This is a genomic window from Lysobacter sp. DMC104 (genome assembly GCF_056313665.1).
This window is the reverse complement of sequence record NZ_JBQUZW010000012.1, coordinates 85,696-111,432: the sequence shown is the minus strand read 5'-3', so window position 1 is coordinate 111,432 and position 25,737 is coordinate 85,696. Positions and strand designations below refer to the sequence as shown.

Genomic DNA, 25,737 nt, shown 5'->3' with positions numbered 1-25,737 from the left:
CGCGTGATCGCTTCGCTGCGTCCCGGCTGGCGCATGTCGGCCGGCGTCTTCGCCAGTGCGCTGCTGTTCGCCCTGTACGCGCGGGGCGGGTTCGCGTGGCCGCTGGGCTTCGTGGTGCTGGTGCCGTGGCTGCGTGCGCTCGACGCAGCGCCGAGCGCCTTCGCCGCCGCACGCGGCGGCCTGTTGATGGCCGTGGCCTTCGCCGGCGCGGTGCTGTGGTGGTTCGGCAGCGCCATCGCCGGCTATCTCGGCCTGCCTGCCGCGGGCGGCGTCGCGGTGGTGCTCGCGGTCGCACCGCTGCTGCAACCGCAGTTCTTCGTGTTCGCGCTCGTGCGCCATGCCTTCGGGCGTCGCCACGGCGTCGCGCTGCGCGCGCTGGCCGGCGCGTGTGCGTGGGTCGCGGCCGAATGGCTGGTGCCGAAGCTGCTGGGCGACACGCTCGGCCACGGGCTGCTGCCGTCGGCCACGCTGCGCCAGGCCGCCGATCTCGGCGGTGCCGCGGGGCTGACCTTCGTGCTGATCCTCGCCAACGAGGCGGCCGCGCATGCGCTGTCGCGCCGGCGCGATGGCGTGCGCGCATCGGCGCGGCCGCTGGCGTTCGCGCTCGTGCTGCCGCTGGCGCTGGCCGGCTACGGCGCGCTGCGGCTGGCGTCGCTGCCGCAGGCCGGCGCCGATGCGCCGCGGCTGCGCCTGGGCATGGTGCAGTCGAACATCGTCGACTACGAACGCCTGCGTCGCGAGATGGGCGCGTACGCGGTCGTGCGCACGGTGCTCGACACGCATTACCTGATGTCGCGCGAAGCGGTGATCGACCACCGCGTCGACGCGCTGCTGTGGTCGGAGACGGTGTTCCCGACCACGTTCGCGCATCCCAAGAGTGCCGACGGCGAGGCGCTGGACGACGAGATCCGCAGCTTCGCCGTCGCCGCGGGCGTGCCGCTGGTGTTCGGCACCTACGACCGCGACCCCGACGGCGAATACAACGCCGCGGCCTTCGTCGACGCGCGCGGCGGCGTGCAGGGCTTCTATCGCAAGACGCGGCTGTTCCTGTTCACCGAATACGTGCCGCCGTGGCTGGACGGCCCGACGCTGCGCCGGCTGCTGCCGTGGGCCGGCACGTGGCGGCCCGGCGACGGCGCACGGGTGTTCCCGCTGCGCCTGCGCGATGGCCGCGAGGTGCCGGTGGCACCGCTGATCTGCCTCGACGACGTCGATCCCGGGCTGGCCGTCGAGGGCGCACGCAAGGGCGCGCAGGTGCTGCTCGGGCTGTCCAACGATTCGTGGTTCACCGCGCATCCCGACGGCGCGCGCCTGCATCTGGCGGTGGCGGCGTTCCGCAGCATCGAGACCCGCCTGCCGCAGTTGCGCGTCACCAACAACGGCGTCAGCGCGGTAATCGATCCGACCGGCGACGTGCGCCAGCGCACCGCGATGGGGGAACAGGCGCTGCTGGTCGGCGACGTCGCCCCGATGCGGCCGCCGACCACGCTGATGGTGCGCTGGGGCGACTGGGTCGGGCGCACCGCCGCGTTGCTGTTGCTGCTGCTCGCGACATGGTCCGCGCTGCGCGCCCGGCGTGCGCGGCGGCCGCGTGCGGCGAGCGATGATGTCGCGACGGCGTCCTCCGCGCAGTGTGCGATGGCCGTGTCGGCGCTGTCGCCGCCGGCGCGGATCGCCGCCGGCGCATTGCGCGTGGTCGCCGGTGCCGGTCTGCTGTGGATGGGGTCGGCGTGGCTGGTCGGCGACGGCAGCGACACTGGCACCCTCGCGCAGCTGCGCATGTTCGTCGGGCTGGTGCTGGCGCCGGCGCTCGCCGCGTGGGCGATCGGTCGCGCCGGCGCCGCCACGCTCCGCATCGAAACGGACGCGCTGGTGCTCGACCAGCGTGCGCGTCGTGTCGAGATCCCCGTCGCCGGCGTCGCCGCGCTGGAGCCGTGGCGCCTGCCGCTGCCGCTGCCGGGCGCGTGGCTGCGGCTGGCGTCGGGCACGCGCTTCACCCACGGGCTGGCGGGCATCGACGTGCCGGCGCTCGCGCAGGCGCTGGTGCGCGCGGGTGCGCCCGCCGCGGTGGCGCAGGCGGGCGAGGCGCGCGCGGCCGCGTATGCACACGTGCGCGCGGCGGCCGTGCGTCGACGCTGGTTCGATCACCCGCTGGTGAAGTTCGGCCTGTTCCCGCTGCTGCCGGCGCTGCCGGCGTTCCGCCTGCACCAGATCATCGCGTACGGCGGTTTCCTCGGCGAGTACTACACCTTCGGCCTGAAGGCGTGGCTGCTGGCGCTGCTGATCTGGTGGGCGTCGTGGGCCGCCGGCATGACGCTGTACGCCGCCGCGCTGCGCGTCTTCATCGAAGCCGGCACGTGGGCCGCGCTGCTCGCGAAACGGGAGCGCGCCGTCGGCGTGCGTCGCGGGCTCGAGATCGCCGGCCGCCTGCTGTATTACCTCGGCGCACCGGCAATGCTGCTGGTGCGCGTGCTGCTGGGCTGAGCCGCGGCACAGGCGCGGATCACGCGGGCGCCTGGCTCGCGCGCCGGGATCACTTCACCTCCGACACCAGCGTCGGCATGTCCCACGCGCCGCCGGCGAAGCCCTTGCACTGGCCCGAGCCGCCGCTTCCGCTGTGCACGAAGCCGCGGCCATCCCAGGTCCAGCTGTCGTTGCTCCAGCAGTCGCCGATGCCGCGGCCCTTCTGCCCGGAATGGATGCCGTGGCCGTCGCCGTCGGTGCCTTCGGTGGTGACCAGCTCCGCCGCGTAGGGCGGCTTGTCGTCGACCACCCAGAAGCCGATGCCCTGGTTGTAGGCCGCCTGCCAGCACAGCGTCGAGACCAGCAGCTTCGTCTTCGTCAGCCGCGTCACTTCCAGCGTGTGGTATTCGTCGACCTGCGTCGTGCCTTCGCAGTCGTCGGGGTCGATGCTCTTGCGCAGCGCCGCGCGGAGAACATCGCCGCGCTTCGCGACGAGCGTGGCGTCGCCGGGCTGCGCCGGTGCCAGCGGCGGCGAGACGATCACCGGCTTCGGCAGCGCCGGCGGCACGCGCGACTCGTCCTGCTTGCCGCGGCGATAGAGCGCGCCGACCGTGCCGACACGGCCCTGGGCCTCGTCCATCTTCAGCAGCACCGCGGACGCGCCGGCGCCGGACAGCGGCCAGACCTTGTCGCGTGCACGGAATTCGATGTGGCTGTCGCGCAGCAGCGAGGCCAGCAGCGCCTTCACCTGCGCGGCGGTGAGGTCGGCCGTGAGCGCGTCCTTCGCCAGCGTCACGCTGCCGAGGTCGCGGCCATCGATGCGCAACGCCAGCGGGAAGCGCGCGGGAAAGCCCTTGAACAGATCGTCATCCCAGCCTTCGCTCAGCTGCACCTGGCCGGTCACCGGCGTGCCGGCACCGCCGGCGCGGGTCAGCAGCACGCTGACCGGCAATGCTTCGCCATCGTCCGACTGGTAGCCCGCGGCGCGGCAGGTGCGGGTGTTGTCGCAGGCCACTTCCCAGTCGTTGTGCTGGAAGGACATGCCTTCGACAGCGGGGCCTTCGGCGGCGGCGCCCTTGTCGGCGGCGATCGTGGCGCCGGCGGACAGCAGCGTGAGCAGAGTGACGGAAAGCGGGGCGAGGCGACGGATCGGCATGAAGGGACTCGAGGACAGGCGGATGGACAGGGGAAATCGTCGGAAGGCGCAGGGTGTCGCTCAGAACACCAGCGTTTCGCCGGGCCGCAGCGTGAAGTGTTTGCCCAGTGTGCGGGTGGCGCCGGCGAGGCGGTCGCGATGGGTGCCGATCAGTTCGGTGGGTACGGCGAACGCGACCGGCTTCGCGGGATCGAGGTTCACGATCACCCAGTTCTCGCCTTCGGCGGACGCCATGTGCAGCAGCCACACATCGGCGGCATCGACCGGGAAATAACGCAGCTCGGTCGGCCGGCGCAGCGCCGGATTGGCGTTGCGGACTGCGAGCAGGCGCTGGTAGTGCCGGTAGAGCGAATCCGGGTTGCGACGCTGCGCGGCGACCGAATGGCCATGGCCGCGCTGCGTGCGCCAGAAGTCGACCCACCACGCGCCCTGCTCGCCGCGATAGCCGCGCGGCGGGGCGAGGTCGGTCCATACCTTGCCGGTCGCGTTGAAACCCGCGACCGCGCCGTCGTCCCACTGCATCGGTGCGCGGCGATAGCGATCCTCGCCGGTCTTCGGCTGGGTCAGCCCGATCTCCTCGCCGTAGTACAGGCACGCGGTGCCGGGCGAGGTCAGCAGCAGGCTGGCGGCGATCTTCGCCTTCGCCTCGTCGCCGCCGAGCCGCTGCAGCAGCCGGTTCTGGTCGTGGTTCGACAGGAACGGCGCGAAGTACGACAGCGGTGCGACGGCGGCGCGCGCCTTCAGGTCGGCCCACAGCGTGTCGCGACGCCCGTCCGTGGCATCGGCGAGCGTGCCGAAGTCGGCCTTGCGTTCGCTGGACGGATTGAGCAGCGCGATCACGCGGTCGCCGAAGTCGAAATCGAAGGCTGCGTCCAGGCCCTTGCCGCCATCGCGGTAGCGGGCGACGGTGTCCAGTGGCGCCCACGCTTCGGCGATCAGCAGCGCGTCGGGATTGATCGCCTTCACCTTCTGCGCGAACGCGGTCCAGAACGCGATCGTCGCCGGTGTGTCGGCCTGCCCGGGAAGCGGGCCGTCCTCGATCGCGTAGCGCACCGCGTCCAGGCGGAAGCCGTCGACGCCCTTCTCCAGCCAGAACGCGGCGACGTGGTCGAGTTCGGCCGACACCGCGGGGTTGCGCAGGTTGAGGTCGGGCTGCGAGCCACCGAACGCGCCGTAGTAGTAGGCCTTGCGGGTGTCGTTCCAGTGCCAGACCTTCGACGGATCCGGCGTGGTCGACCACGGCTGGCCCCAGCCGTCAGGGCGCGTGTCGCGCCACAGGAAATAGTCCTCGTAGCCCGGCTCGCGGCGCGCGGATTTCAGGAACCACGGATGCTGGTCGGACACGTGGTTCAGCACCAGGTCCAGCACCACCTTCATGCCGCGCCTGTGCGCCTGCGCGACGAAGCGGTCGAAGTCGGCCATCGCGCCGTAGTCGCGTTCGATCGTGTAGAAGTCCTGGAAGTCGTAACCGTGGTACGACGGCGCCTCGAACACCGGCGTCAGCCAGATCGTGTCGACGCCGAGGCCGCGCAGATCATCCAGCTTCGACGTCAGCCCGCGGAAGTCGCCGCTGCCGTCGCCGTCGCCGTCCTTGAACGAGCGCGGCCAGACCTCGTAGATCACCGCGTCCTGCCACCAGCGGTGCGGCACGTCGGCCTCGGTCTGCACGGTCTCGAAGCGCAGCGGCGTGGTCAGCGCGCGGGCCGGCGCGGCGCTGCCGAGCAGCAGCGCGAGCGCGCACAGGCCGGTGCCGAGCGTGGCGGCGAGGGACGTCGGGCGTGGTGCGTTCACGGGCGGCGATCCTGGGCGGGGGCGAGCGGCCGATCATACCGCCGCCGCGTGCGCCCGCCGTGCGATGCTGTCGCCACCCGAGGACGGGAAGCCGTGGAGACGCACGATGCGAACGAACCGGAACGGCATGTCGACACGGACGGCGGGCCCTGCATGAGCGCCGCGCGTCCGCTGCCGCGCGCCGGCGACGTCGCCTCGATCGGCGCCGACCCGATGGCCTGGCTCGCCGACGCGCGTGCGCGTCACGGCGACGTCTTCGCGCTCGACATGGCCGGCCCGCTGCTCTCGCGCGACGACGACTGCGCGCAGGTGATCGCGGTCTTCGGCGAAGCGCACCAGCGCGCGGTGCTGGGCGACATCGAACGCTTCGTGCTGCCGGTGTCGGCGGCGGTGCGGCTGGGCCTGCCGGCGCCGCTGGTGCATCTCAACGCCAGCCTGCACGGCATGCGCGGCGATGCGCACGCGCAGGCCAAGGCGCAGCTCGCCCGTGCGCTGGCCCGCGCCGACGCCGAGCGCATCGCCCTGGCCGCGCGGCAGGCGGTCGATGCGGGATTCGTGACGCGCGACGCCGACGACTGGCCGCTGCTGGAGACGATGCGGCGGGTGACGCTGGCCGCGTCCACGTCGCTGCTGTTCGGTGACGTCGCGATCGATGGGTTCGATCCCGCGGCGGTCATGGACTACTTCCGCCTGCGGCGGGAGGCCGCGGCGCCGTGGGCGGCGCTCGACGACGACGCACGTGCATCGCTGGTGCGCAGCGGCCTGGCGCTCGACGGCGGCCTGCGTCGCTATCGCGTCGCCGTGCGTGCCGCGCATCGCGATGCGGCGATGTTCGGCGCACTCGCGGCGCTGGCGCTGGACGACGCGATCGACGACGACGCGTTCGTCGGCCACGCCAACGTGCTCGCCGTCTCCACCAACGAGCCCGTCGCGGTGGCGATGGCGTGGACGCTGCTTGCGCTCAGCCAGTTGCCGATGCTGCGCGCACGCCTGCGTGCCGACGATGGCCGCTCCGATCCCGCGGCGGCGTTGTCGCAGGAGACGCTGGCGGACGCGGTGCTCGCCGAGTCGCTGCGGGTGCTCACGCCGAACGCGCTGATGGTGCGGACGACGCGCACCGCGGTGCGGCTGGGCGCGCATCGGTTGCCGGCGCACACCGAAGTGCTGCTGTGCCCGTTCCTGTCGCATCGCGAGCCGTCGACGTTCCCGCAGCCGGAACGCTTCCTGCCCGCGCGTTGGGCGGACCTGCGGCCGTCGCCGTACGTCTATTTCCCGTTCGGCGCCGGCGGGCATGTCTGCGTCGGCCGCGCGCTGGCGCTGCGCCTGCTGCGCGCGCTGCTCGCGGCGCTGTCGACGCGCGGCGATGCGCTGCTGCGCGAAGACGTCGCGATCGACTGGCGCGTGCACGTGATGCTGCTGCCGACGCACGATCCGCGCATGCGCCTGCAAGCGCGCGGTGCCGTCGATGGTGCAGTGCATGGTGGCGTGCTGCACGGCGGCGTGCGCGACATCGTGACGTTGCACGATGACGGGTGTTGACAATTTCGAGAAGCGTGTGACATGGTCGCCGAGTCGTCGGTTCCGAGGATGCGATGACGATTCGCGCCATCGATCACGCCGCGGGAGTCGCGGATGTTCGCCGGTGCATCGCCCCGGAACCGCACTGCATGCCAGGGATTCCGCAAAGCTACCGCATCGTCCGGCCGCGCAACGCGGTCATCATGTGAGCAGGGAGGAGCAGGGAAATGGCAACAACGCGCAAACCGGCGGCGAAGAAAGCCGCGAAAGCCCCGGCCAAGAAGGCGGCCAAGAAAGTCGCGAAGAAGAGCGGCGCCGCCAAGTCGGCGAGCATCGCGCTGAGCGGCGCGATCCCGAAGATGCACCTGTCGATGCCGCTGGACGCGAAGAAGATCGCGGCCATCAAGCGCTGCATCGACAAGGGCACGCTGACGGTGACGCTGAGCAAGGTCGACCTGAGCGGCGGCAAGCTCAGCGGCCCCTGGCTGTACGACTGAGTTCCATCGTCGAACGCCCGCGCGGTTCCGGCCTGCGGGCCGGAGCCGTTCTCCGGTGACGTTTCGCCTGCCCGCACGGCACGACGTGCGGTGCCGCGATGCCTGTCGCCGCGTTCGCGGGCGCAGGTGACGAACGCATTCCCTTCGAGGCGCAGCGCGTGAAGCATTTCCGGCCGGACCCGTCGCGGACCCAGATCGGCCTGGCCTACGGCCCGCCGGCGCTGACCTGCCTGGACGCGCTGCCCGACGCGCTCGACTATCTCGAAATCCCGTTCGAACAGCTGCGGCACACGCCCGAAGCCGGCGACGTGCAGCAGCGCATCCCGCTGATCCTGCACTGCGCCAGCGTCTCGGTGGCCGGCACGGTGCCGCCGTCCGCGCAGACCTTCGACGCCATCGCCGCCGCCGCCGCGCGGCTGCGCACGCCGTGGATCGGCGAACACCTCGCGTATGTCTCGGCCGAAGGCCTGGACGACGACGGCGAAGCGATCGCGCCATCCTCGCTGACCTACACCGTCTGCCCGCAGCTGAGCGAGGCCTCGGTCGCGCGCGTCATCGACAACTACGCCGCGGCGCGCGCGCGGCTCGGCGCGACGCCGCTGCTGCTGGAGAACGCGCCGCAGTATTTCGAGGTGCCCGGCAGCACCATGCCGATGTCGGCCTACATCGCCGACGTGCTGGCGCATTGCGACGCCGGCCTGCTGCTGGACCTCACCCATTTCCTGATCACCTGCGTCAACACCGGCGCCGATCCGCAGCGAGAACTGAAGCGCCTGCCGCTGGAGCGCGTGGTCGAGGTGCACATCTCCGGCATGAGCACGCAGTCGGGCGTGGCGTGGGACGACCACGCGGTGCCCGCGCCGCCCGAAGTGTTCGACCTGCTGCGCCGCGTGCTCGACGTGGTGCGGCCGCAGGCGCTCACGCTGGAATACAACTGGTCGGGCGCGTTCCCGCAGGCGATCCTGCAGCAGCAACTCATGCGCACCCGCGCGCTGCTGGAGGCCGCATGAGCCTGGCGCGCGTGCAGGCGGTGATGGCCGCGGGCATCGAACAGCCGCGGCTGCTGGTGCGCTGGCGCGCGCAGCCCGAGCGCTTGCGCGCGCTGGGCGTCGATCCGGCCGAGATCGACCTCGACGTGCTCGCCAAGTTTTCCGGGCTGGGCGTGAAGGTGCGCCACAACCCGCTGCGCGCGCACTATCCGCTGTCGTTCCGGCTGATGAGCACGACCGCGATGGAGATCGCGATGTTCGCGGCCTATGCGGAATTCCGCTCGCTGCGGCGGCTGCCGTGGGCGACGACGATGCCCGATCGTGCGCGCGACCTGCTCGACTTCATCGCCGATTGGCTCGATCCCGCCGATCCGATGCATGCGCGGCTGTGGGACGCGCTGCGCTACGAGGACGCGATCGCGCGGCTCGGGCCCTGGCACACGGCGACGGATGCCGACGCAGACGTCATCGATCTGCCCGACGTGCCGCGGCTGCGCGGCACACTGCAACTGCACGAATTCGGTTGCGATCCACGTGTGCTCGCCGACGCGTTGCATGCGAGCGTGCCCGACCTCGGCAGCGTGCCTGACGCGCCGCACGCGTTGTGTTTCTGGCGCGCGCCCGGCGCCGACGACGTGACCGTGCTCGATCTCGACGCGCTCGGCTTCCATCTGCTGGCGCGCCTCGACGGCCGCCGCAGCGTGCCCGCGCTGGTGCGCAGCCTCGGCGGCGGACGCGGCGCGACCGCGGCGGTGCGCGCGGCGCTGGCGACGCTCGCCGACTTCGGTCTGGTGCAACTGCCTGCCATGCCCGAGGCGCGATGCGCCTGACCCTCGTCGACAACCTGGTGATGCCGGAAGAGGGCGACCTCGCGTTGCTCGACGTGCATCCGCATCTCGGCCTGCTGGCGCTGGCGGCGTCCGCCGCACGCGATGGCACGACGACCTCGATCTACGATCCCAAGCGACTGCTGCGCAACGGCACGCTGCGCTACGACGAATACCTGTACGACATCGCCGCCGCGCAGATCCTCGCGCAGTCGCCCGAAGCCGTGGGCTTCACCACGCTCGGCTGCAGCTTCCTGTTCGCGATCAACGTCGCCGCGCGCCTGCGTCGCGCCGAACCCGACCTGCCGATCCTGCTCGGCGGGCCGCACGCGACGATGCTGGACCGGCCGATCCTCGAACGCTTCCCGCAGTTCGACCTCGTCGTGCGCCATGAAGCCGACGAGGTGTTCCCGTCGGTGCTGCGCGCATTGCCCGATCGCGCGTTCGCGAAGATCCCCGGCCTGAGCTGGCGCGACACTCTTGACGGCGGCTTCCGCATGACCGAAGGCAAGCCCAAGGTCCACGACCTCGACAGCCTGCCGCTGCTGGACTACGACCACTACCCGATCGCCGAACTCGGCCTCGACCTGTTGCGCATCGAGGCCGGGCGCGGCTGCCCGTTCGCGTGCACGTTCTGTTCGACCGCCGGTTTCTTCCAGCGCAGCTTCCGGCTGAAATCGCCGGAGCGGCTGGTGTTCGAGCTGGAGCGCCTGCGCGAGCGCTACGGTTTCGACGAGTTCAAGCTCGACCACGACATGTTCACCGTCAACCGCCACAAGGTGCAGGCGTTCTGCGAAGCGGTGCGCGGGCGTGGCTTCCGCTGGCGGGTGTCGGCGCGCGTGGACTGCGTGAATCCGACGCTGCTGGAAAGCATGGCCGATGCCGGCTGCATCGGCCTGTACTTCGGCATCGAGACCGGCTCGAAGCGGATGCAGAAGATCAGCCAGAAGCGGCTGGATCTCGATCTCGTCGAACCGATCCTCGGTGTGTGCGCGTCGCTGGGCATCGAGACCACGGCGTCGTTCATCACCGGCTATCCGGAAGAGGAGCGCGCCGACCAGGACGACACGCTGGACATGATCGGCCGCCACTTCTCCGCGAACTGCCTCACGCAGCTGCACATCCTGCAGCCGGAACCGGGCACGCCGATGTACGCCGAGCGCGGCGACGACGTGCGCTACGACGGTTACGCCAGCCCATACAACAGCGAACTGATCGGCCCCGACGACCGCGAGCTGGTGGTGTCGACGCCGGAGATCTTCCAGACCTATTTCCACTATCCCGGCGCACTGCCGCGCGAAGACCATCTGTTCGCGGTGGCGACGGTCGATCTGCTGCGCCGCGTCGGGCCGGACGTCGCCGCGTATGCGTTGCGGCGATACGACGGGCGACTGTCGGCGTTCGTCGCGGCGTTCCGCGCGCATGCCGATCGCATGCTGCGCGAACGTCCGCCGGGCTGGATGCCGGACGCGGACCTGCTCGCCGGTTTCGTCGCGGCCGAATACGGTGCGGATCATCATCTGACTTCGTTGTTTCGCTACGGCCTCGCGCTGCACGACACGCGACCCGCGCCGGTCGAAGCGCCCGCGCCGGCCTACGACGCGCCGCGGCCGTACGTGCTGAGCGATCGCGTGCGCATCCTCTCCGGCCTGCACGACTGCGATCGCTGGCTGGCGCGCATCCGCGACGCCGGACGCGACGACGCCCTGCTGCCCGACGACGACGCGGAGCGCACCAGCTACCTGCTGCATTTCGGCCGCAAGGCCCCCGAAGCCTGGCGCATCGACGAAGGGCTGGAGGCCATCCTCGGCGTGTTCGCCGAACCGCAGCGCTGCGACGCGGTCGCCGCGATGCTGCGCGAGGCCACCGGCGACGACGGCGTCGACGACCGCTTCTTCCGCGAACTGGTCGGCGCCGGCATCCTCGTGCCCGCGCCGGAGACGACGGCGGGGGCGATGCATTGAGCCGCAAGACCGCGTCTTCTTCCGACGCCATCGCCGCGCCGCACTGGGGCGCGCTGGATCTCGCCGAAGGGCTTCAGCTCGGCCACGCACTGTCGACGCTGCACGACCTCGGCGTGCTCGCCGCGCTGTCGCGGCCGCGCACCGTCGACGACGTGGCGCAGGCGTGCCGGCTCGATCCGGCGCTGCTCGCCGCGACGCTGGAATTCGCGGCCGCGCGCACCACGCTGGTGCGCAAGCAGGGCAAGCGTTTCGTCGCGAGCGAAGGCGCTGCGCCGGAAACACAGTTCGTGCTCGATCTCTACGCAGGCGCGTTCGGTGCGAATGCCGTCGCGCTGCCGGAACTGCTGCGGCATCCGGCGCGGGCCGGCGCGCGCGTGGATCGCCGGCGCCACGCCAACGCGTTCCTGCATGCACCGGGCGGCGCCGAGGCGATGCCGGCGTCGCTGCTCACGCAGCTCGGCAGCCGGGGCGTGCTCGATCTCGGCTGCGGTCCCGGCGCGCTGCTCGCGGCGCTGGCGGTGGCGAATCCGCAGCTGCGCGGCTGGGGCATCGACGCCAACCCGGGCATGTGCCGGCTCGCACGCGCGCGTCTGCGCGCGGCGGGCGTCGCGCGACGGGTGCGCATCCTCGCGGGCGACGGGCGCATGCCCGCGCGCCTGCTGCCCGCGGACGCACGGGCGCGGGTGGACACCATCGTCGCCGGCGATCTCGCCAACGAACTCTTCGCGAAGCGCGACGCCGCGCCCGCGTGGCTCCTTCGCCTGCGCCGCGATTTCCCCGGGCGCATGCTGCTGGTGTCGGACTACTACGGCCGCCTCGGCCATGCCGCGCACACCACGCCGGCGATGCGCGAAACGTTGCTGCACGACTACGTGCAGGCGATCTCGGGGCAGGGCATCCCGCCGCCGGACCGTCGCGCCTGGCAGGCCGTCTACCGCGCCGCGGGCGTGCGCCTCGTGCACTGCATCGAGGACACCTCGACCACGCGCTTCCTGCATCTGGTGGGGTTGTAGCGGCCGGAATGCCGACGCGACGCGGGCGGCCGGTCGCCCGCAAACGAATAAGCACATGACGATCGTTCAGTTCCCCGCGCCGGGGTGTCGTTCCTACAGTCCATGGAATCACACCAATCGACTGGGAATTGATCATGCGCCTTCGTTTCCCGCATCTTGCGTTGCTGGCGCTTGCCGTCTCGCCCGGGGTGGCGCTGGCCACCGATGGTTATTTCCAGCATGCCTATGGCGTGACGGCGCAGGGTCTCGGCGGCGCCGGCATCGCCTTCCCGCAGGACGCGCTGGCCGCCGCGACCAACCCCGCCGGGACCGTGCTGGTGGACGATCGCGTGGACGCGGGCCTGACCTGGTTCGCGCCGAAGCGCGGCGCCGAGATCACCGCGCCCAGCCCCGTCGCAGGCCGCTACGACGGCAACGGCAAGACGAACTTCTTCCTGCCCGAATTCGGTTACACGCACGCGCTGTCGGACCGGCTCGGCGTCGGCATCGCCGTGTACGGCAACGGCGGCATGAACACCGTGTACGACGGCGGCATCCCGCTGTTCGGCAGCGGCAAGGCCGGCGTCGACCTCGAACAGCTGTTCGTCTCGCCGTCGATCGCGTGGCAGGTGAACGACCGGCACGCGATCGGCGCGGCGGTGAACGTCGCGTACCAGCGGTTCGAGGCGCGCGGCCTGCAGAACTTCGATCCGGCCTTCACCACGCGCCCCGGCCACGTCACCAATCGCGGCAAGGACAGCGCCACCGGCTGGGGCCTGCGCCTGGGTTGGACCGGGCAGGTCACGCCGAACCTCTCGCTGGGCGCGACGTGGTCGTCGCGTATCCGTACCGGCCGGTTCGAGCGCTACGAAGGCCTGTTCGCCGGCCATGGCGGGTTCGACATTCCCGAAAACTACGGCGTCGGCCTGGCGTACAAGGCCACGCCGGCGCTGACGATCGCGGCCGATGCCGAACGGATCCGCTACGGCAGCGTGCGCTCGGTCGGGCTGCCGCTGGCGAACCTGCCCAACGGCCTCGGTGCCCCGAACGGCCCGGGCTTCGGCTGGCGCGACATCACCGCCTTCAAGATCGGCGCCGACTACGCCTGGAGCGACCGCCTGCGGCTGCGCGCGGGCTACAACCATTCCGGGCAGCCGATCCCGTCCGACCAGACGCTGTTCAACATCCTCGCGCCCGGCGTGGTGCAGGACCACGTGTCCGCGGGCGCGACCTGGACGCTGGCGGACGGCGGCGAGCTCAGCGTCGCGTACACGCAGGCGCTGAAGGAAACGGTGCAGGGACGCGGCTCGATCCCGCCCGGCTTCGGCGGCGGCGAGGCGAACCTCCATCTGGAGGAATACATTCTCGGCTTCGCCTACGGACGGAAGTTCTGACGCCATGACCTTGCCCGATCTGTTGCCTTCGCTCGCCGGTGGCGTGCTCATCGGTGGCGCGGCGGCGGGACTGCTGCATTTCAACGGCCGCATCGCCGGCGTCAGCGGCATCCTCGGCGGCCTGTTCACCGGGCCGAAGACGCTTTTCGCGCAGCGGCTGCTGTTCCTGCTGGGGCTGATCGCGGGCGCGGGGCTGTACGAAGTCGCGAGCGGCACGGCGCCAGTGGCGCGAGCGGGTTTTCCGCCGCTGCTGCTGGTCGTCGCCGGCGTGCTGGTCGGCGTCGGCACGACGCTGGCGCGCGGCTGCACCAGCGGCCACGGCGTGTGCGGCATGGCACGCTTCTCGCGACGTTCGTTCGTCGCGGTCGGGCTGTTCCTGTCGGTCGCCATGGCCACGACCTGGGCGGTGCGCCACGTCTGGGGGATCGCGTGATGCGCGGGTTCGCCGCCTTGCTCTCCGGTCTCGTCTTCGGTCTCGGCCTCGCGCTGGCGGGCATGACGTCGCCGCAGAAGGTGTTGGCCTTCCTCGATGTCGCCGGCGACTGGGACCCCGCGTTGCTGTTCGTGCTCGGCGGCGCGGTCGTCACCGCGGCGATCGCGTTCCGGGTCGTGCTGAAGCACCCGCGCCCGGTGTTCGACGCGCGCTTCCACGTCGGCGACGCGCGACGCATCGACGCGCCGCTGGTGATCGGCTCGATCCTGTTCGGCATCGGCTGGGGCATCGCCGGCTATTGCCCGGGCCCGGCCGTCGCGCTACTCGCGGTACCCGGCAATCCGGAGCTGCCGCTGTTCCTCGGCGGCATGCTCGCGGGCATCGTGGCTTGCGTGGCGTTTCGGCGCCGTGCCACGAGGCATGCGATCGCGAACGACGGCTGACATCGTTCGCCGTCGCGATGATAGGCGACCGTGCGATCAACGCGCCGGTTCGTCCGGATCGCGCCAGATCATGTACACGTCGGCGCGCACGTAATGCGAATCCGCCTTGCGTGCGGGCTGGTGCTCGAAGCCCATCGTTTCGTACAGCCGGATCGCCGGCACGAGCTTGCGGTTGGTCTCCAGGAACAGCGTGTGCCCGCCGCGGCGGCGGAACGCGGCGATGGCGGCCTCCATCAGCGCGCGGCCGATGCCCAGCCCCTGCCGCGATTCGTCGACCGCCATCTTGGTGAGTTCGTACGTGCCGTCCCCGGCCGGCATCAGCGCGCAGGTGCCGACGATGTCCTCGCCCAGCGCGGCGAAGAGGATCTCGCCCCCGGGCGCCAGGATCTCGCTTTCGGGATGCGACAGCACGTGGTGGTCGATTTCCTCGACGTAGAAATACTTGCGCAGCCAGGCTTCGTTGAGCCGGTAGAAGTGTTCGCGCAACGCGGGCGCGAACGGCACGATGCGCAGCGCCTCGCGCCCGTGCGCCGCCGCGCGCGCGACGATCGCATCGGCAAGGTCCGGCGCCAGCACGCGCTCGAACGCGGCCAGCGTCTGCAGCAGGTCGATGCCGTGCTCGCGGCAGTGCTGCGCGAACAGGTCCTCGATCGCGCGCCAGTACGGCTTCGCCGCGCGGATCTGCGCCGCGGCCGCTTCGGTCAGGCGCAGCCGGCGGCGGCGCTTGTCGGCGGGATCGACGACCACCGCCAGCCACTCCTGCGCGACCAGTCGGTCGGCCAGCTGGCTGACCGCCGAATGCGTCTGGCCCACCGCGTCGGCGATCTCGCCGACGGTCAGTGGCCCGCGGTCGTGCAGCACCCGCAGCAGCGGCAGCCAGCGGCCCTGCAGTTGCAGCCCGCCGAGGCGGTAGACCTCGTCGGCCGTGGCATAGAGCCGGTCGCTGACCGCGCGGAAACGGCTGCCAAGGGCGACGAGGCCAAGCTGGGAGATGTATTCCATGGGGGCGCACCTGACGTGATGGTCATTATGTAACGCATTACATAATGACCTGTCCAGCGAACGGGCGCCTGTTGCCGTGTACTGACTGCGGCTCGCCTGCCGATGGGCTTTGCACTAAATTGGTGCGATGCCCCCCGACACCACCGCCTTCGATGCGCTCTCCACGCCCGTGGCGTGGTGCGATGCCAACGGTCGGGTGGAGGGCGGAAACCTCGCGCTGGCGCGCTGGCTCGGTGTCGGCCCGCGGCGCCTGCCCGGGCTGCCGCTGGCGGCGTTCGAGGTCGAAGGGCGGACGCTGGCGCGGGTGCTGGCTGCGCCGCCGGGCGACCAACTGCGGTTGCGGCGCCTGCCGTTCGCCTTCCCGGGCAGCGAGACCGCGCAGTACGCCGATGCCCTGCTGACCCGGCGCGAGGACGGCGGCTGGTGGCTGGAAGCGCATCCGGTCGACGAATTCCCCGGTGACGACCCCGCCACGGTACTGCCGTCGGCGCTGTCGGCGGCGCTGAAGGGTCTCGCGCACGAGCTGCGCAATCCGCTGGCCGGGCTGAAGGGCGCGGCGCAGTTGCTGGCCCGGCGCGCGACCGATGACGAGGCGCGCGAGCTGACCGGGCTGATCGAATCCGAAGTCGCGCGGCTGACCGATCTCATCGACCGGCTGCTGTCGCCCGCGCCGGCGCGCCCGCACGAGCCGCTGAACATCCACGGCGTGCTGGAACGCGTGCTGCGCCTGGCCGAGAACGACGCCGGCTGGGCGGTGAAGCTGATCCGTGACTACGACCCGTCGCTGCCCGAGTTGCCCGGCGACGCCGACCGGTTGACGCAGGCGGTGTGGAACCTCGTGCGCAACGCGTTGCAGGCCGGCGCCGCGAACGTCAGCCTGCGCACGCGCGTGGAGCGCAGCGTGCGCATCGGCGAGGAACTCCACGCGCGCGTGCTGCGGTTGGAGATCGCCGACGACGGCCGCGGCGTGCCCGAGGCGCTGGCGGAGCAGCTGTTCCTGCCGCTGGTCAGCGGCCGCGCCGAAGGCACCGGCCTCGGGCTCGCGCTGGCGCAGCAGGTCGCGCGCGAGCATCGCGGCTCGCTGAGCTATCGCTCGCGCCCCGGCCACACCGTGTTCGCCCTGCTGCTGCCTTATCCGGCCCCCGCGCCGGCCCCGGACCCTGAAGACACGACGAAGGACCGCACCCCCGATGACCGCCTGGACGATCCGCATGCCGACCACGCCTGAGTCCCCGCCGCAGGTGTGGGTGGTCGACGACGATCGTTCGGTGCGCTTCGTGCTGGCGACCGCGCTGCGCGAGGCCGGCTACGGCGTGACCGCGTTCGAGGACGCCGCCGCGGTGCGCGGGGCGCTGGACTCGCGCGAGGCGCCCGACCTGCTGTTCACCGACGTGCGCATGCCGGGCGAAGACGGCCTGGCGCTGCTGGAGGCGGTGAAGGCGCGGCATCCGCAACTCCCGGTGATCGTGATGAGCGCGTACACCGACGTTGCCAGCACCGCCGGCGCGTTCCGCGGCGGTGCGCACGAATTCCTGTCGAAGCCGTTCGATCTCGACGCCGCGGTGGCGCTCGCCGCGCAAGCGCTGGCGCCGACGCGTGGCGCGCCCGCGCCGCCGGTGCGCGAGGATGAAGGCGGTGCCACCGACGCGCTGATCGGCGACACGCCCGCGATGCAGGCGTTGTTCCGCGCGATCGGCCGGTTGGCCCAGGCGCCGCTGGGCGTGCTGATCATCGGCGAGACCGGCACCGGCAAGGAGCTGGTGGCGCGCGCGCTGCACCACGAATCGCCGCGCGCGCGGCGGCCGTTCGTCGCGCTCAACACCGCGGCGATCCCGTCGGAACTGCTGGAAAGCGAGCTGTTCGGCCACGAGGCCGGCGCGTTCACCGGCGCGGCGAAGCGCCACACCGGGCGCTTCGAGCAGGCCGACGGCGGCACGCTGTTCCTCGACGAGATCGGCGACATGCCGCTGCCGCTGCAGACGCGGCTGCTGCGCGTGCTCGCCGGCAACGAATTCTTCCGCGTCGGCGGGCGCGAACTCATCCGCGTCGACGTGCGCGTGATCGCCGCGACGCACCAGGACCTCGACGCGCTGGTCGCCGAAGGCCGGTTCCGCGCGGACCTGCTGCACCGGCTCGACGTGGTGCGCCTGCAACTGCCGCCGCTGCGCGAGCGCCGCGACGACATCCCGAAGCTCGCCGAACGCTTCCTGCGCGCGGCGGCGGAGAAGTTCGACGCGCCGGCGAAGCGTCTCGCGCCGGAAGCGCTGCAGCGGATGCAGGCGCACGCGTGGCCGGGCAACGTGCGCGAACTGGAAAACCTGTGCTGGCGATTGGCTGCGCTGGCGCCGGGCGACGTCATCGGCGTCGCCGATCTGGACGCGGCATCGCTGAGCGTGGTCGCGGCCCCCGTGCACGGTGCGGCGACCGCCGGCGACTGGGACGCCGCGCTCGTGGCGTGGGCGCGCGCGCGGCTCGACGCCGGCAGCACCGACCTGCACGCCGAAGCGCTCGAACGCTTCGATCGCGCGCTGTTCGACGCCGCGCTGGCGCATACCGGCGGCCACCGCACCGATGCCGCGATCAAACTCGGCCTCGGCCGCAACACGCTGACCCGCAAGCTCGGCCCCGGGCGCCGCCCGCCGCGAGGCTGACCGCGCGGCGCATGCATCGTGCGCCCTGCATGCTTCGTGCAGGACGCGCATCGCGGAACCGCGCCGGATCGTCGCGGTCCATACTTCCGCTTTCCCCTGCATGGAGATCCGCCATGACCATGGTCCGCTTTCTCGCCGTCACCGCGCTCGCCGGCACGCTCGCGTCCTGCGCCAGCACGCCGCCGCCGAAGCCGGCGCCGCCCGTGCCGCAGCATCGCTTCCAGCGTGCGCAGGCCAACATCGGCCCGGCTTCGGCCAGCCTCGTCAGCGGCCATCTCGCGATCACCGCGATCGACGGCGGCGTGCGCATCGAAGGCGAACTCGGCGGGCTCGGCCACGGCGGCACGCACGCGATCCACGTCCACGAACGTGGCGACTGCTCGGCCGCGGATGCCTCCAGCGCCGGTGGCCACTTCAACCCCGCCGGCATGCCGCACGGCCGCGCCGGCGACGGCCCACACCACCTCGGCGACATGGACAACCTGCACGCCAACCAGGAAGGCGTGGCCCACGTCGACATCCGCCTGCTGGGCGTGACCCTCGGCAGCGGCGCGGCGAACGACATCCTCGGCCGCGCGATCGTCGTCCACGCCAACCCCGACGACTACGGCAGCCAGCCCGCCGGCAACGCCGGCAGCCGCGTGGGCTGCGGGGTGATCGACGTCGCGATGTGAGCGCAGCGGCCCGCGCCGCGTGGCGCGGGCCGGATCGGTCAGCCGACGAAGCGGGCGCTGCCGTCGCGGGCGATCACCAGCTTGCCTTCCGCCTGCAGGTCGCGGAGGAAGTGGATCAACGCGTCCTCGACGACCTGGTCGAAGGCCTGCACCGGGCTCATCGGCGCGGCGCTGGTGGGCGCGGGGGCGTTTCCGATGGTGGTGTGCAGCGCGTGTTCGTAGTGCTTCTCGATCGGACCGCTGCCGTCGTCATAGATGAACGTGATCGCGTACGCATCGGTGACGGACGATCCCTTGGCGCCGAACGTCAGGCCGGTGCCGAAGCCTTTTTTCATCGCTTCGGAGATGTCGGCGATGTTGTCGAACTTCGCGGTCAGCGTCGCCGTTGCGCCGTTGGGTTGCAGGACCACGACGCCACTCTTGGCCAGTGCGCGCTCCAGCGATGCACGCAGGGTCTTGTCGGCGCGCGCCAGACGTTCTCCGTTCCGGAAGAACTCGATGGTCAAGCCGACCGCCTGCTTCTGGGCCGGCGGTTTGATCGCCGTCCAGGCCGTGTCATGCAGGGCGGGGTCGACGTAGGAATGTGGCGTGATGCAGGCGGCGAGCGACAGTGTGAGCAGGCCGGCGCCGAGGAAGCGGATGGTGCGCATGGAATCCCCCTGGAGTTCGGAGGCGTCAGTCTAAGGCCTGTCAACGCTGTCGGCCTGCTCGACGCACCCCAATAGCGTCAGCAGTCCCCTGACCGCGCGTGCGGCCGGGCTTCACCGGAGGAAGACGGCGAGCAGCCGCCAGACGACGACGTTGACGAGGCCCGGGACCAGCATCGCCAGTGCGAGGCCGATCACGAAACAGCCCGCGTAGGCCAGCGCGGGCATCGGCTTGCCGAACAGCCCCTCGGCGGCGGTGAGCATCCCGTGGATCGGTGCGACCGCAAGCAGCAGCCCGACGGGGAACGTCAGGTACGTGAGCGCCGGCGGGAAAGCCGGAAGGCCGCAGGTCCCGCAGCGCACGCTGGCGCGGGGCATCATCGCCCATGCGTCGAACGCCACGTCGCTGCCGCAGCGTCGGCAGGTGCCCACGTGCAGGGGGGTTCGCCGCTTTCCGCGGCCTCCGCTCACGCCTCGCCCAGTGCAGCGCGCGCGTCCTGCGCGCCTGCGCACGGCACCGCGAACACGTCGAGGCCGTGCACCTTGAGGATCGCGCCGAGCTGGCGCTGGCGGGCGCGGAAGACGTCGTAACGGCGGTCGAGGCGGGCTTCGTCGCGTTCGTCGCCGGCGTAGCGGTGGCGCCAGCCCTCGCGATCGAAGTCGGCGACGCGCACGTGGCCGTCGACGTAGCGCAGCAGCGGTTCCGGCGGGGCGTCCAGCCACGCGGTCTCGGCGGGCGCCAGCAGCGCGGTCTCGATCAGCGGCCACACGCCGCCCAGGCCGACGTGACGGTACTGCAACGCCATCATCGCCGCGAGGTCGTAGGCGGTGAGGTAGCGGGCGTGCTCGATCCGCGCCTCGAAGGCGTCCTGCGCGGCCAGCGCGGTCTCGGCGCCGGCCATGCCGCGTTCGAGCAGCGCCTGCTCGAAATCGGCGGCGACGGCCGTGACCGCGGACGCGGGACCGACCAGCAGGAACGGCACCACGCGCAGCGGGCCGCCATGCAGTTCCAGCTCCGCGCGCAGCGGCAGCGGCACCACGCCGTCGGCGTCGGCGCCGAAGGCGATGACGCGCGGCCCGCCGTCGGCGCCCGGGGCGCGGGCATGCAGCTCTTCGAGGCGACGGTGCAGCGGCCAGCCCGGGCGCAGCATTTCCGCGGGATCGTGGTGCGCGCCGGCGAGGACCAGGTCCAGCGACGCCGCGCCGGGGCTGAAGCCGGCCAGGTCGCGGCTCACCAGTCCGGCCAGCGCGCCGGCTTCGGCCTGGCGCAGCGCGGCGCGTCCCGGCTGCGTGCCCGGGACCAGTTCCAGGGCGAGGGCGCCGCGGACAATCATGCGCGGCGAGGAGGCGGAGGCGGGCTGCGAAGCGGTCATGGTCGCGTCGGTCACGGGGCGGGGGTTACACTCGCCGCATTATCCGCCGTTCGCCCGCCCGCGTCGGCCTTCGCGGCGTTTTAGAGACGAAGCTCCAGCGTTTGCGGGTCCAATCGAAGCTCCGCCGCGCGCCGCCGCGGCCTGTCCCCTCGAGGTGCCCGATGCTGCATGGTCGTCCCGTCGCCGTCCTCGGCGGCGCCCGCATTCCCTTCTGCCGCCAGAACACGGCCTACGCCGATGTCGGCAACCTCGGAATGAGCGTGCGCACGCTCGGTGCGGTGGTCGAGAAGTTCGGCCTGCAGGGCCAGCAGCTCGGCGAAGTCGCGATGGGCGCGGTGCTCAAGCACAGCAGCGACTGGAACCTCGGCCGCGAGGCCGCGCTGTCCTCCGGCCTGTCGCCGCTGACGCCGGGCATCACGATGCAGCGCGCCTGCGGCACCTCGCTCGACACCATCATCACCGTCGCCAACAAGATCGCCGCCGGGCAGATCGAGGTCGGCATCGGCGGCGGCTCGGACACCACCTCCGACGTGCCGATCGCCGTCAATCCGAAGCTGCGCCGCCGGCTGCTGTCGGCCGCCGCGGCGAAGACCACGATGGATCGCATCGCGCGGCTCACCCGCGGCTTTTCGTTCGGCGAACTCAAGCCGGAATTCCCGGGCGTCGGCGAGCCGCGCACCGGCAAGTCCATGGGCCAGCACTGCGAGGACATGGCGAAGGAGTGGAACATCTCCCGCGAGGCGCAGGACGAATGGGCGCTGTCGTCGCACAAGAAGCTGGCCGCCGCCTACGAGCGCGGCTTCTTCGACGATCTGGTCGTGCCGTTCCGCGGCGTCAACCGCGACAACGTCCTGCGCGGCGACACCACGCTGGAGAAGCTGGCCTCGCTGAAGCCGGCGTTCGATCGCACCTCCGGTCGCGGCACGCTCACCGCCGGCAACTCCACGCCGCTCACCGACGGCGCCTCGGCCTGCCTGATCGCGTCCGAAGAGTGGGCCGCGCAGAACGGACACGAAGTGCTGTGCCGCATCCGCGACGCGCACGTCGCCGCGGTCGACTTCGTCCACGGCGAAGGCCTGCTGATGGCGCCGACCGTGGCCGTGGCCGAAATGCTCAAGCGCAACAATCTCACGCTGCAGGACTTCGATATCTACGAGATCCACGAAGCCTTCGCCGCGCAGGTGCTGTGCACGCTGCGCGCGTGGGAAAGCCCGGAATACTGTCGCGACCGCCTCGGTCTGGACGCGCCGCTGGGCAGCATCGATCCGGCGAAGATCAACCCGCTGGGCTCGTCGCTGGCCGCCGGCCACCCCTTCGCCGCTACCGGTGCCCGCATCGTCGCCACCGCCGCGAAGGCACTGAAGGAACGCGGCGGCGGCCGCTGCCTGATTTCGATCTGCACCGCCGGCGGCATGGGCGTGGTGGCGATCCTGGAACGCTGAGCGCCCCGCCAGGGGACGTTACCGATGTCGGAGATCAACCCCTATGCGCCGCCGCTCGCGCCAATCGAGCCTCGCGTCGAAGTGGACGCCACGATCTCCGGGTTGTGGCGTGACGGCACGAAGCTCGTGGTCGAGCGCGATGCCGCTTTCCCCGCCCGCTGCGTGAAATGCAATGAGTCTGTGCAGGCTTCGCAGATGCGCGAGCAAAGCTTCCACCGGCATTCGCCGGCCCTGTTCCTGCTCGTTCCGCTGAACCTGTTGATCGACGCGATCGTCGCCCTGGCGATGCGCAAGCGCGTGCGTTACCGGGTCGGGCTGTGCATGCGCCCTCTGCGCTGGCATCGCATGTCCATCGCGTTCGCCTGGAGCTGGCTGCCGGCCGCGACCCTGCTGTATTTCATCGAGCAGGACATCAATCTCTCCTTGCTCGTGTTTCTCGGCGCCATGGCGCTGACCTGCGTCGGTGCCGTGGAATCTCCGGTGCTGGTCGCGCGCCGGATCGACGACGTCGTCGTCCGCTTCACCGGCGCCGGCGAAGCCTTCCTCGCGTCGCTGCCGCCGCTCGCCGCAAGAAACGCGCCGCCGCCGATCCGGTGACAGCGGTGACGGTCGGCCGTGGCCGGTTTCCGCCAACCCCGTTCCGCGATCCGATACGTTTTCCGACGGCACGCTCCGACGGCATCGCGCCGCCGGCCCGCCCTCAACGGATCGTCAACGGGGATTGATCATGCGTCGCACTGTCTCGAACCTGCTCGTCTGCGGCCTGGTCGCCGCCTTTTCGTTTTCACTCGCCGCGTGCAGCAAGCAGGAAAGCGCGGCCGAAGCCACCTCGGCACGCATGGAGGCCGACAAGGCCATGGCGGGCGGCGCCATGCCGGCCGCCGCGCCTGCGGCGCCGCCCGCCGAAATGGCCGCTGCGGATGCCGCGTCCGCTTCGTTCGAAGGCGCGGCCGACGCGGCCGCCAAGGGCAACGTCGCCGAGGAAGTGGCGCGCCGCGAAGCGGAGGACCCGGTCGAAACGACCACCCGCGTCGACGCTGCCCAGGTCAGTTCCAGCGCCGCGGTCTACAAGGACGGGCAGCGCAAGTTCATCCGCACCGCGCAGGCGCAGTTCCGGGTCAAGGACGTGTACGGCTCGGCGCTGGCGATCGAGGACGTCGCCGCGGAGCAGGGTGGCTTCGTCGTCGACAACGGCATCACCGCCGACACCACGCGCATCGAGCGCCGCCCCGCCGGCAACGGCAAGCTGCTCGAACTCGCCGAATACCAGGTGCGCGGCAACCTCACCGTGCGCGTGCCCAGCGACCACACCCAGGCGTTCCTGCGCGCCATCGCGTCGCAGATGGAATTCCTCGACCGTCGCAGCTTCCAGGCCGCCGACGCCCAGTTCGACCTGCTGCGCCAGCAGCTGGCGCGGCAGCGCGAGGAAGACGCCCAGCGCGAACTGGGCGACGCGATCCGCGGCGGCGATCGTCTCGATCGCAAGGCCGACGTGATCTCGGCGCGCAGCGACGCGCGCATGCAGCGCGACGAGGCGCTGATCCAGCAGAAGCAGTACGAGGACCGCGTCGACTTCAGCACGATCACGCTGTCGCTGTACCAGGCGCCGAAGCTGCGCCAGACCGAACTGGTCGACACCGATGCGGTGTTCCGCGAACACGCGCAGGGCTTCTTCTCGCGCATGTTCGACTCGCTGCGCACCGGCTGGTACGGCATCCTCGACCTCGTGGTCGCACTGACCGCCGCATGGCCGCTGTGGCTGGCGATCGGGCTGGTGGTCTATGGCATCCGCCGCTGGCGTGCCGCGCGTCCTTCCAAGCGTCCGCCGCCGATGGAATGAGGTTCGCGCCGTTGAGCACGACGCCCCGCGGGTTTCCGCGGGGCGTCGTCGTTTGCGGTGTCAGCGTTTCGTCGCCGCGTCGCGGCGGCCTTCGGCCAGCGTCCAGCCGATGAGATCGGTCGTCACCGTGCCCAGACCCTGCGAGAACGCGCGCTGGACCTCGGGCACGGCGGTGCCGGTGGCGGGCACGTCGGCCTCGAACACGCGGCTGGCGACGACGCGATCGTCGTCGTTGCGCACGAGGCGCGCGCCGAGCGCGATGCGCGCGTTCGGCATGGCGCCATCGGCGTAATCGGCTTCGAAACGGCGCAGGTCGAGCAGCAGTTCGTAGTCCGCGCCCACGCCTTCGCCGCGACGGCCGACGCCGCCGAGCCGGCCGCTGTCGCCGAACGCGCGCACCAGCGTGTCCAGCACGAGGTCCGGCGCCGGCTGCGTCCATGCCGCGCCCTTGTAGACCTGCAATTCGCCCGGCTGCGGGCGCACGAGGATGCGCGCGCTGTCGTGCGCGTCGTCCGCGTACGGGCGCGCGATGCGCAACTGCCACGCGACCTGCGGCCACGTCGCGTCGGTGGCGATCGTCGCCTCGGGGCGGTACAGCGCCAGTGGTTCGTGCTTCGGCAGCACGCCGCAGGCGGCCAGCGGTGCGATCAGCGCGGCGAGGACGAAAGTGCGCAGCGCGCGGCGACGCGAAACGCGGGCGGATTTCGTGGCGGGGTTCATTTCGGCTCGAACTCCTTCGGATTCTGGCGGCCCAGCACATAGCCGGCCGGATTCTGGTCGAGCCGCGCACTGATGCGGCGCAGGTCGCGCACCAGCGCACGCAGTTCGTCCAGCGTCGGCCCGACCTCACCCAGTCCGTCGCGGGTGAAGCCGCGGATCGCGCCGCGGTTCTCCGCGATGATCGCGTTGGCGTTGCCGGCGGTGGCGTCGAGTCGCGCGAGCGTGCTGTCGAGCTTGGCGATCAGCCCGGGCAGCTTCTGCACCAGTTCGCGGTCGACGTCGTTGATCGCGGCATTGGTGGTGTCCAGCGTCGCCGACAGCTTCTCGCTTGAGGTGCGTGCGTTGGCGATCAGCGCACCGATGTCGCCGCTGCTGTCGCCCAGCGCGCGCGAGGTCTTCTCGATGTGCGCCAGTGTCTTGTGGATGTTGGCGATGTTCTCGTCGCTGAGCACTTCGTCGAGACGCGCGACGAGGCGGTTCGCGGTCTCGGCGATGTTCTGCAGTGCCGAAGCCTCGGTGCGGATCACCGGCACCTCGTCGCCGTGCGCGACCAGCGCCGGCGCGGCCGGCGTGCCGCCGGTGAGCTGGATGAACGCGGTGCCGGTCAGGCCGGTGAACGACAGCTTGGCGCGGGTGTCGATCTTCACCGGCGTGTTCGCACGCAGCTTCACGTGCGCGACGACCTTGCGCGGATCGTCCGGCGCGAGGCTGAGGTCGGCCACGCTGCCCACGCTGATGCCGTTGTACTGCACGCTGCCGCCTTCGGTCAGGCCGGTGACGGCCTCGTCGAAGATCACGTCGTAGTAGCGCCAGTCCTTGTCCGACGAATACTTCGCCGCCCACAGCCCGAACAGCAGCAGGAACGCGGCCGTCGCCAGCGTGAAGGCGCCGATCAGCACGTAGTTGGCGCGGGTTTCCATG

Annotated in this window: 25 protein-coding genes; 17 read left to right on the top strand and 8 right to left on the bottom strand. The window is 71.4% G+C overall.

What is annotated here, in order from left to right; genetic code table 11:
• The first annotated feature begins 3 nt into the window (after positions 1–3).
• Positions 4–2,484, top strand: coding sequence for an apolipoprotein N-acyltransferase (lnt, locus tag ACT53R_RS15590; RefSeq protein ID WP_476172822.1), 2,481 nt, complete (start codon positions 4–6; stop codon positions 2,482–2,484).
• A 49-nt stretch (positions 2,485–2,533) separates the two neighbouring features.
• Here lnt and ACT53R_RS15585 read toward each other — a convergent pair whose 3' ends face one another.
• Both ACT53R_RS15585 and ACT53R_RS15580 read right to left on the bottom strand, forming a co-directional pair.
• Positions 2,534–3,619, bottom strand: a complete 1,086-nt coding sequence (locus ACT53R_RS15585; protein ID WP_476172821.1) for a DUF1176 domain-containing protein — start codon at positions 3,617–3,619, stop codon at positions 2,534–2,536.
• 60 nt (positions 3,620–3,679) lie between these two features.
• Entirely contained in the window at positions 3,680–5,410 is a 1,731-nt protein-coding gene (locus tag ACT53R_RS15580) for an alpha-amylase family glycosyl hydrolase (protein WP_476172820.1), read from the bottom strand.
• Positions 5,411–5,563: 153 nt separating this feature from the next.
• Here ACT53R_RS15580 and ACT53R_RS15575 point away from each other — a divergent pair, with 153 nt between their 5' ends.
• The 10 genes from ACT53R_RS15575 to ACT53R_RS15530 all read left to right on the top strand — a co-directional run bounded on the left by ACT53R_RS15575 (position 5,564) and on the right by ACT53R_RS15530 (position 14,467).
• Positions 5,564–6,949, top strand: coding sequence for a cytochrome P450 (locus ACT53R_RS15575; protein ID WP_476172819.1), 1,386 nt, complete (start codon positions 5,564–5,566; stop codon positions 6,947–6,949).
• Between the two features lie 53 nt (positions 6,950–7,002).
• Positions 7,003–7,137 carry a hypothetical protein gene (locus ACT53R_RS15570; protein WP_476172818.1) on the top strand — a complete coding sequence of 45 codons (135 nt, stop codon included), beginning with the start codon at positions 7,003–7,005 and terminating at the stop codon, positions 7,135–7,137.
• 18 nt (positions 7,138–7,155) lie between these two features.
• Complete coding sequence (apyA, locus tag ACT53R_RS15565; protein ID WP_476172817.1) at positions 7,156–7,425, top strand: aminopyruvatide family RiPP; 270 nt, start codon at positions 7,156–7,158, stop codon at positions 7,423–7,425.
• A gap of 98 nt (positions 7,426–7,523) precedes the next feature.
• Positions 7,524–8,435 carry a multinuclear non-heme iron-dependent oxidative enzyme ApyH gene (apyH, locus tag ACT53R_RS15560; RefSeq protein WP_476172816.1) on the top strand — a complete coding sequence of 304 codons (912 nt, stop codon included), beginning with the start codon at positions 7,524–7,526 and terminating at the stop codon, positions 8,433–8,435.
• The gene (gene apyI, locus ACT53R_RS15555) at positions 8,432–9,244 is read left to right on the top strand and encodes a RiPP maturation protein ApyI (RefSeq protein ID WP_476172815.1); all 813 of its coding nucleotides are present in this window, start codon (positions 8,432–8,434) and stop codon (positions 9,242–9,244) included. Before apyH ends, apyI begins: the two co-directional genes overlap by 4 nt.
• Positions 9,235–11,205 carry a RiPP biosynthesis radical SAM protein ApyD gene (apyD, locus tag ACT53R_RS15550; protein WP_476172814.1) on the top strand — a complete coding sequence of 657 codons (1,971 nt, stop codon included), beginning with the start codon at positions 9,235–9,237 and terminating at the stop codon, positions 11,203–11,205. Before apyI ends, apyD begins: the two co-directional genes overlap by 10 nt.
• Entirely contained in the window at positions 11,202–12,218 is a 1,017-nt protein-coding gene (gene apyS, locus ACT53R_RS15545; RefSeq protein WP_476172813.1) for a RiPP biosynthesis methyltransferase ApyS, read from the top strand. The genes apyD and apyS overlap by 4 nt, the downstream gene beginning before the upstream one ends.
• A gap of 134 nt (positions 12,219–12,352) precedes the next feature.
• Positions 12,353–13,591 carry an OmpP1/FadL family transporter gene (locus tag ACT53R_RS15540; protein ID WP_476172812.1) on the top strand — a complete coding sequence of 413 codons (1,239 nt, stop codon included), beginning with the start codon at positions 12,353–12,355 and terminating at the stop codon, positions 13,589–13,591.
• 4 nt (positions 13,592–13,595) lie between these two features.
• A complete protein-coding gene (locus ACT53R_RS15535; RefSeq protein ID WP_476172811.1) occupies positions 13,596–14,024 on the top strand; it encodes a YeeE/YedE family protein in 429 nt (142 codons plus the stop codon).
• Positions 14,024–14,467 (top strand): DUF6691 family protein, encoded by a 444-nt coding sequence (locus tag ACT53R_RS15530; protein WP_476172810.1) that lies wholly within the window; start codon positions 14,024–14,026, stop codon positions 14,465–14,467. The genes ACT53R_RS15535 and ACT53R_RS15530 overlap by 1 nt, the downstream gene beginning before the upstream one ends.
• A 36-nt stretch (positions 14,468–14,503) precedes the next feature.
• Here ACT53R_RS15530 and ACT53R_RS15525 read toward each other — a convergent pair whose 3' ends face one another.
• Positions 14,504–15,469: a bifunctional helix-turn-helix transcriptional regulator/GNAT family N-acetyltransferase gene (locus ACT53R_RS15525; RefSeq protein ID WP_476172809.1), complete on the bottom strand. Its 966-nt coding sequence runs from the start codon at positions 15,467–15,469 to the stop codon at positions 14,504–14,506.
• Positions 15,470–15,596: 127 nt separating this feature from the next.
• On the opposite strand from ACT53R_RS15525, the gene ACT53R_RS15520 reads away from it, so the two are divergent.
• From ACT53R_RS15520 to ACT53R_RS15510, 3 genes are all read left to right on the top strand, one after another.
• On the top strand, positions 15,597–16,697 hold the full coding sequence (locus tag ACT53R_RS15520) for a two-component system sensor histidine kinase NtrB (RefSeq protein ID WP_476172808.1): 1,101 nt from the start codon (positions 15,597–15,599) through the stop codon (positions 16,695–16,697).
• Entirely contained in the window at positions 16,681–18,120 is a 1,440-nt protein-coding gene (gene ntrC / locus ACT53R_RS15515) for a nitrogen regulation protein NR(I) (RefSeq protein WP_476172887.1), read from the top strand. The genes ACT53R_RS15520 and ntrC overlap by 17 nt, the downstream gene beginning before the upstream one ends.
• Positions 18,121–18,233: 113 nt before the next feature.
• Complete coding sequence (locus ACT53R_RS15510) at positions 18,234–18,794, top strand: superoxide dismutase family protein (RefSeq protein WP_476172807.1); 561 nt, start codon at positions 18,234–18,236, stop codon at positions 18,792–18,794.
• Between the two features lie 38 nt (positions 18,795–18,832).
• Here ACT53R_RS15510 and ACT53R_RS15505 read toward each other — a convergent pair whose 3' ends face one another.
• From ACT53R_RS15505 to ACT53R_RS15495, 3 genes are all read right to left on the bottom strand, one after another.
• Entirely contained in the window at positions 18,833–19,444 is a 612-nt protein-coding gene (locus ACT53R_RS15505) for a hypothetical protein (protein WP_476172806.1), read from the bottom strand.
• Between the two features lie 111 nt (positions 19,445–19,555).
• Complete coding sequence (locus tag ACT53R_RS15500) at positions 19,556–19,873, bottom strand: hypothetical protein (protein ID WP_476172805.1); 318 nt, start codon at positions 19,871–19,873, stop codon at positions 19,556–19,558.
• A 35-nt stretch (positions 19,874–19,908) separates the two neighbouring features.
• Positions 19,909–20,814 carry a hypothetical protein gene (locus tag ACT53R_RS15495; protein WP_476172804.1) on the bottom strand — a complete coding sequence of 302 codons (906 nt, stop codon included), beginning with the start codon at positions 20,812–20,814 and terminating at the stop codon, positions 19,909–19,911.
• Between the two features lie 161 nt (positions 20,815–20,975).
• Here ACT53R_RS15495 and ACT53R_RS15490 point away from each other — a divergent pair, with 161 nt between their 5' ends.
• The 3 genes from ACT53R_RS15490 to ACT53R_RS15480 all read left to right on the top strand — a co-directional run bounded on the left by ACT53R_RS15490 (position 20,976) and on the right by ACT53R_RS15480 (position 24,096).
• Positions 20,976–22,256 carry an acetyl-CoA C-acetyltransferase gene (locus ACT53R_RS15490; protein ID WP_476172803.1) on the top strand — a complete coding sequence of 427 codons (1,281 nt, stop codon included), beginning with the start codon at positions 20,976–20,978 and terminating at the stop codon, positions 22,254–22,256.
• A gap of 24 nt (positions 22,257–22,280) precedes the next feature.
• Positions 22,281–22,853: a hypothetical protein gene (locus ACT53R_RS15485; RefSeq protein WP_476172802.1), complete on the top strand. Its 573-nt coding sequence runs from the start codon at positions 22,281–22,283 to the stop codon at positions 22,851–22,853.
• 130 nt (positions 22,854–22,983) lie between these two features.
• Positions 22,984–24,096: a DUF4349 domain-containing protein gene (locus ACT53R_RS15480; RefSeq protein WP_476172801.1), complete on the top strand. Its 1,113-nt coding sequence runs from the start codon at positions 22,984–22,986 to the stop codon at positions 24,094–24,096.
• Positions 24,097–24,156: 60 nt separating this feature from the next.
• Here the strand turns inward: ACT53R_RS15480 and ACT53R_RS15475 are convergent, their stop codons facing one another.
• Together ACT53R_RS15475 and ACT53R_RS15470 are read right to left on the bottom strand one after the other, a co-directional pair.
• A complete protein-coding gene (locus ACT53R_RS15475) occupies positions 24,157–24,816 on the bottom strand; it encodes an ABC-type transport auxiliary lipoprotein family protein (protein WP_476172800.1) in 660 nt (219 codons plus the stop codon).
• Positions 24,813–25,736 carry an MlaD family protein gene (locus ACT53R_RS15470; protein WP_476172799.1) on the bottom strand — a complete coding sequence of 308 codons (924 nt, stop codon included), beginning with the start codon at positions 25,734–25,736 and terminating at the stop codon, positions 24,813–24,815. The genes ACT53R_RS15475 and ACT53R_RS15470 overlap by 4 nt, the downstream gene beginning before the upstream one ends.
• Between the last annotated feature and the right edge of the window lies 1 nt (position 25,737).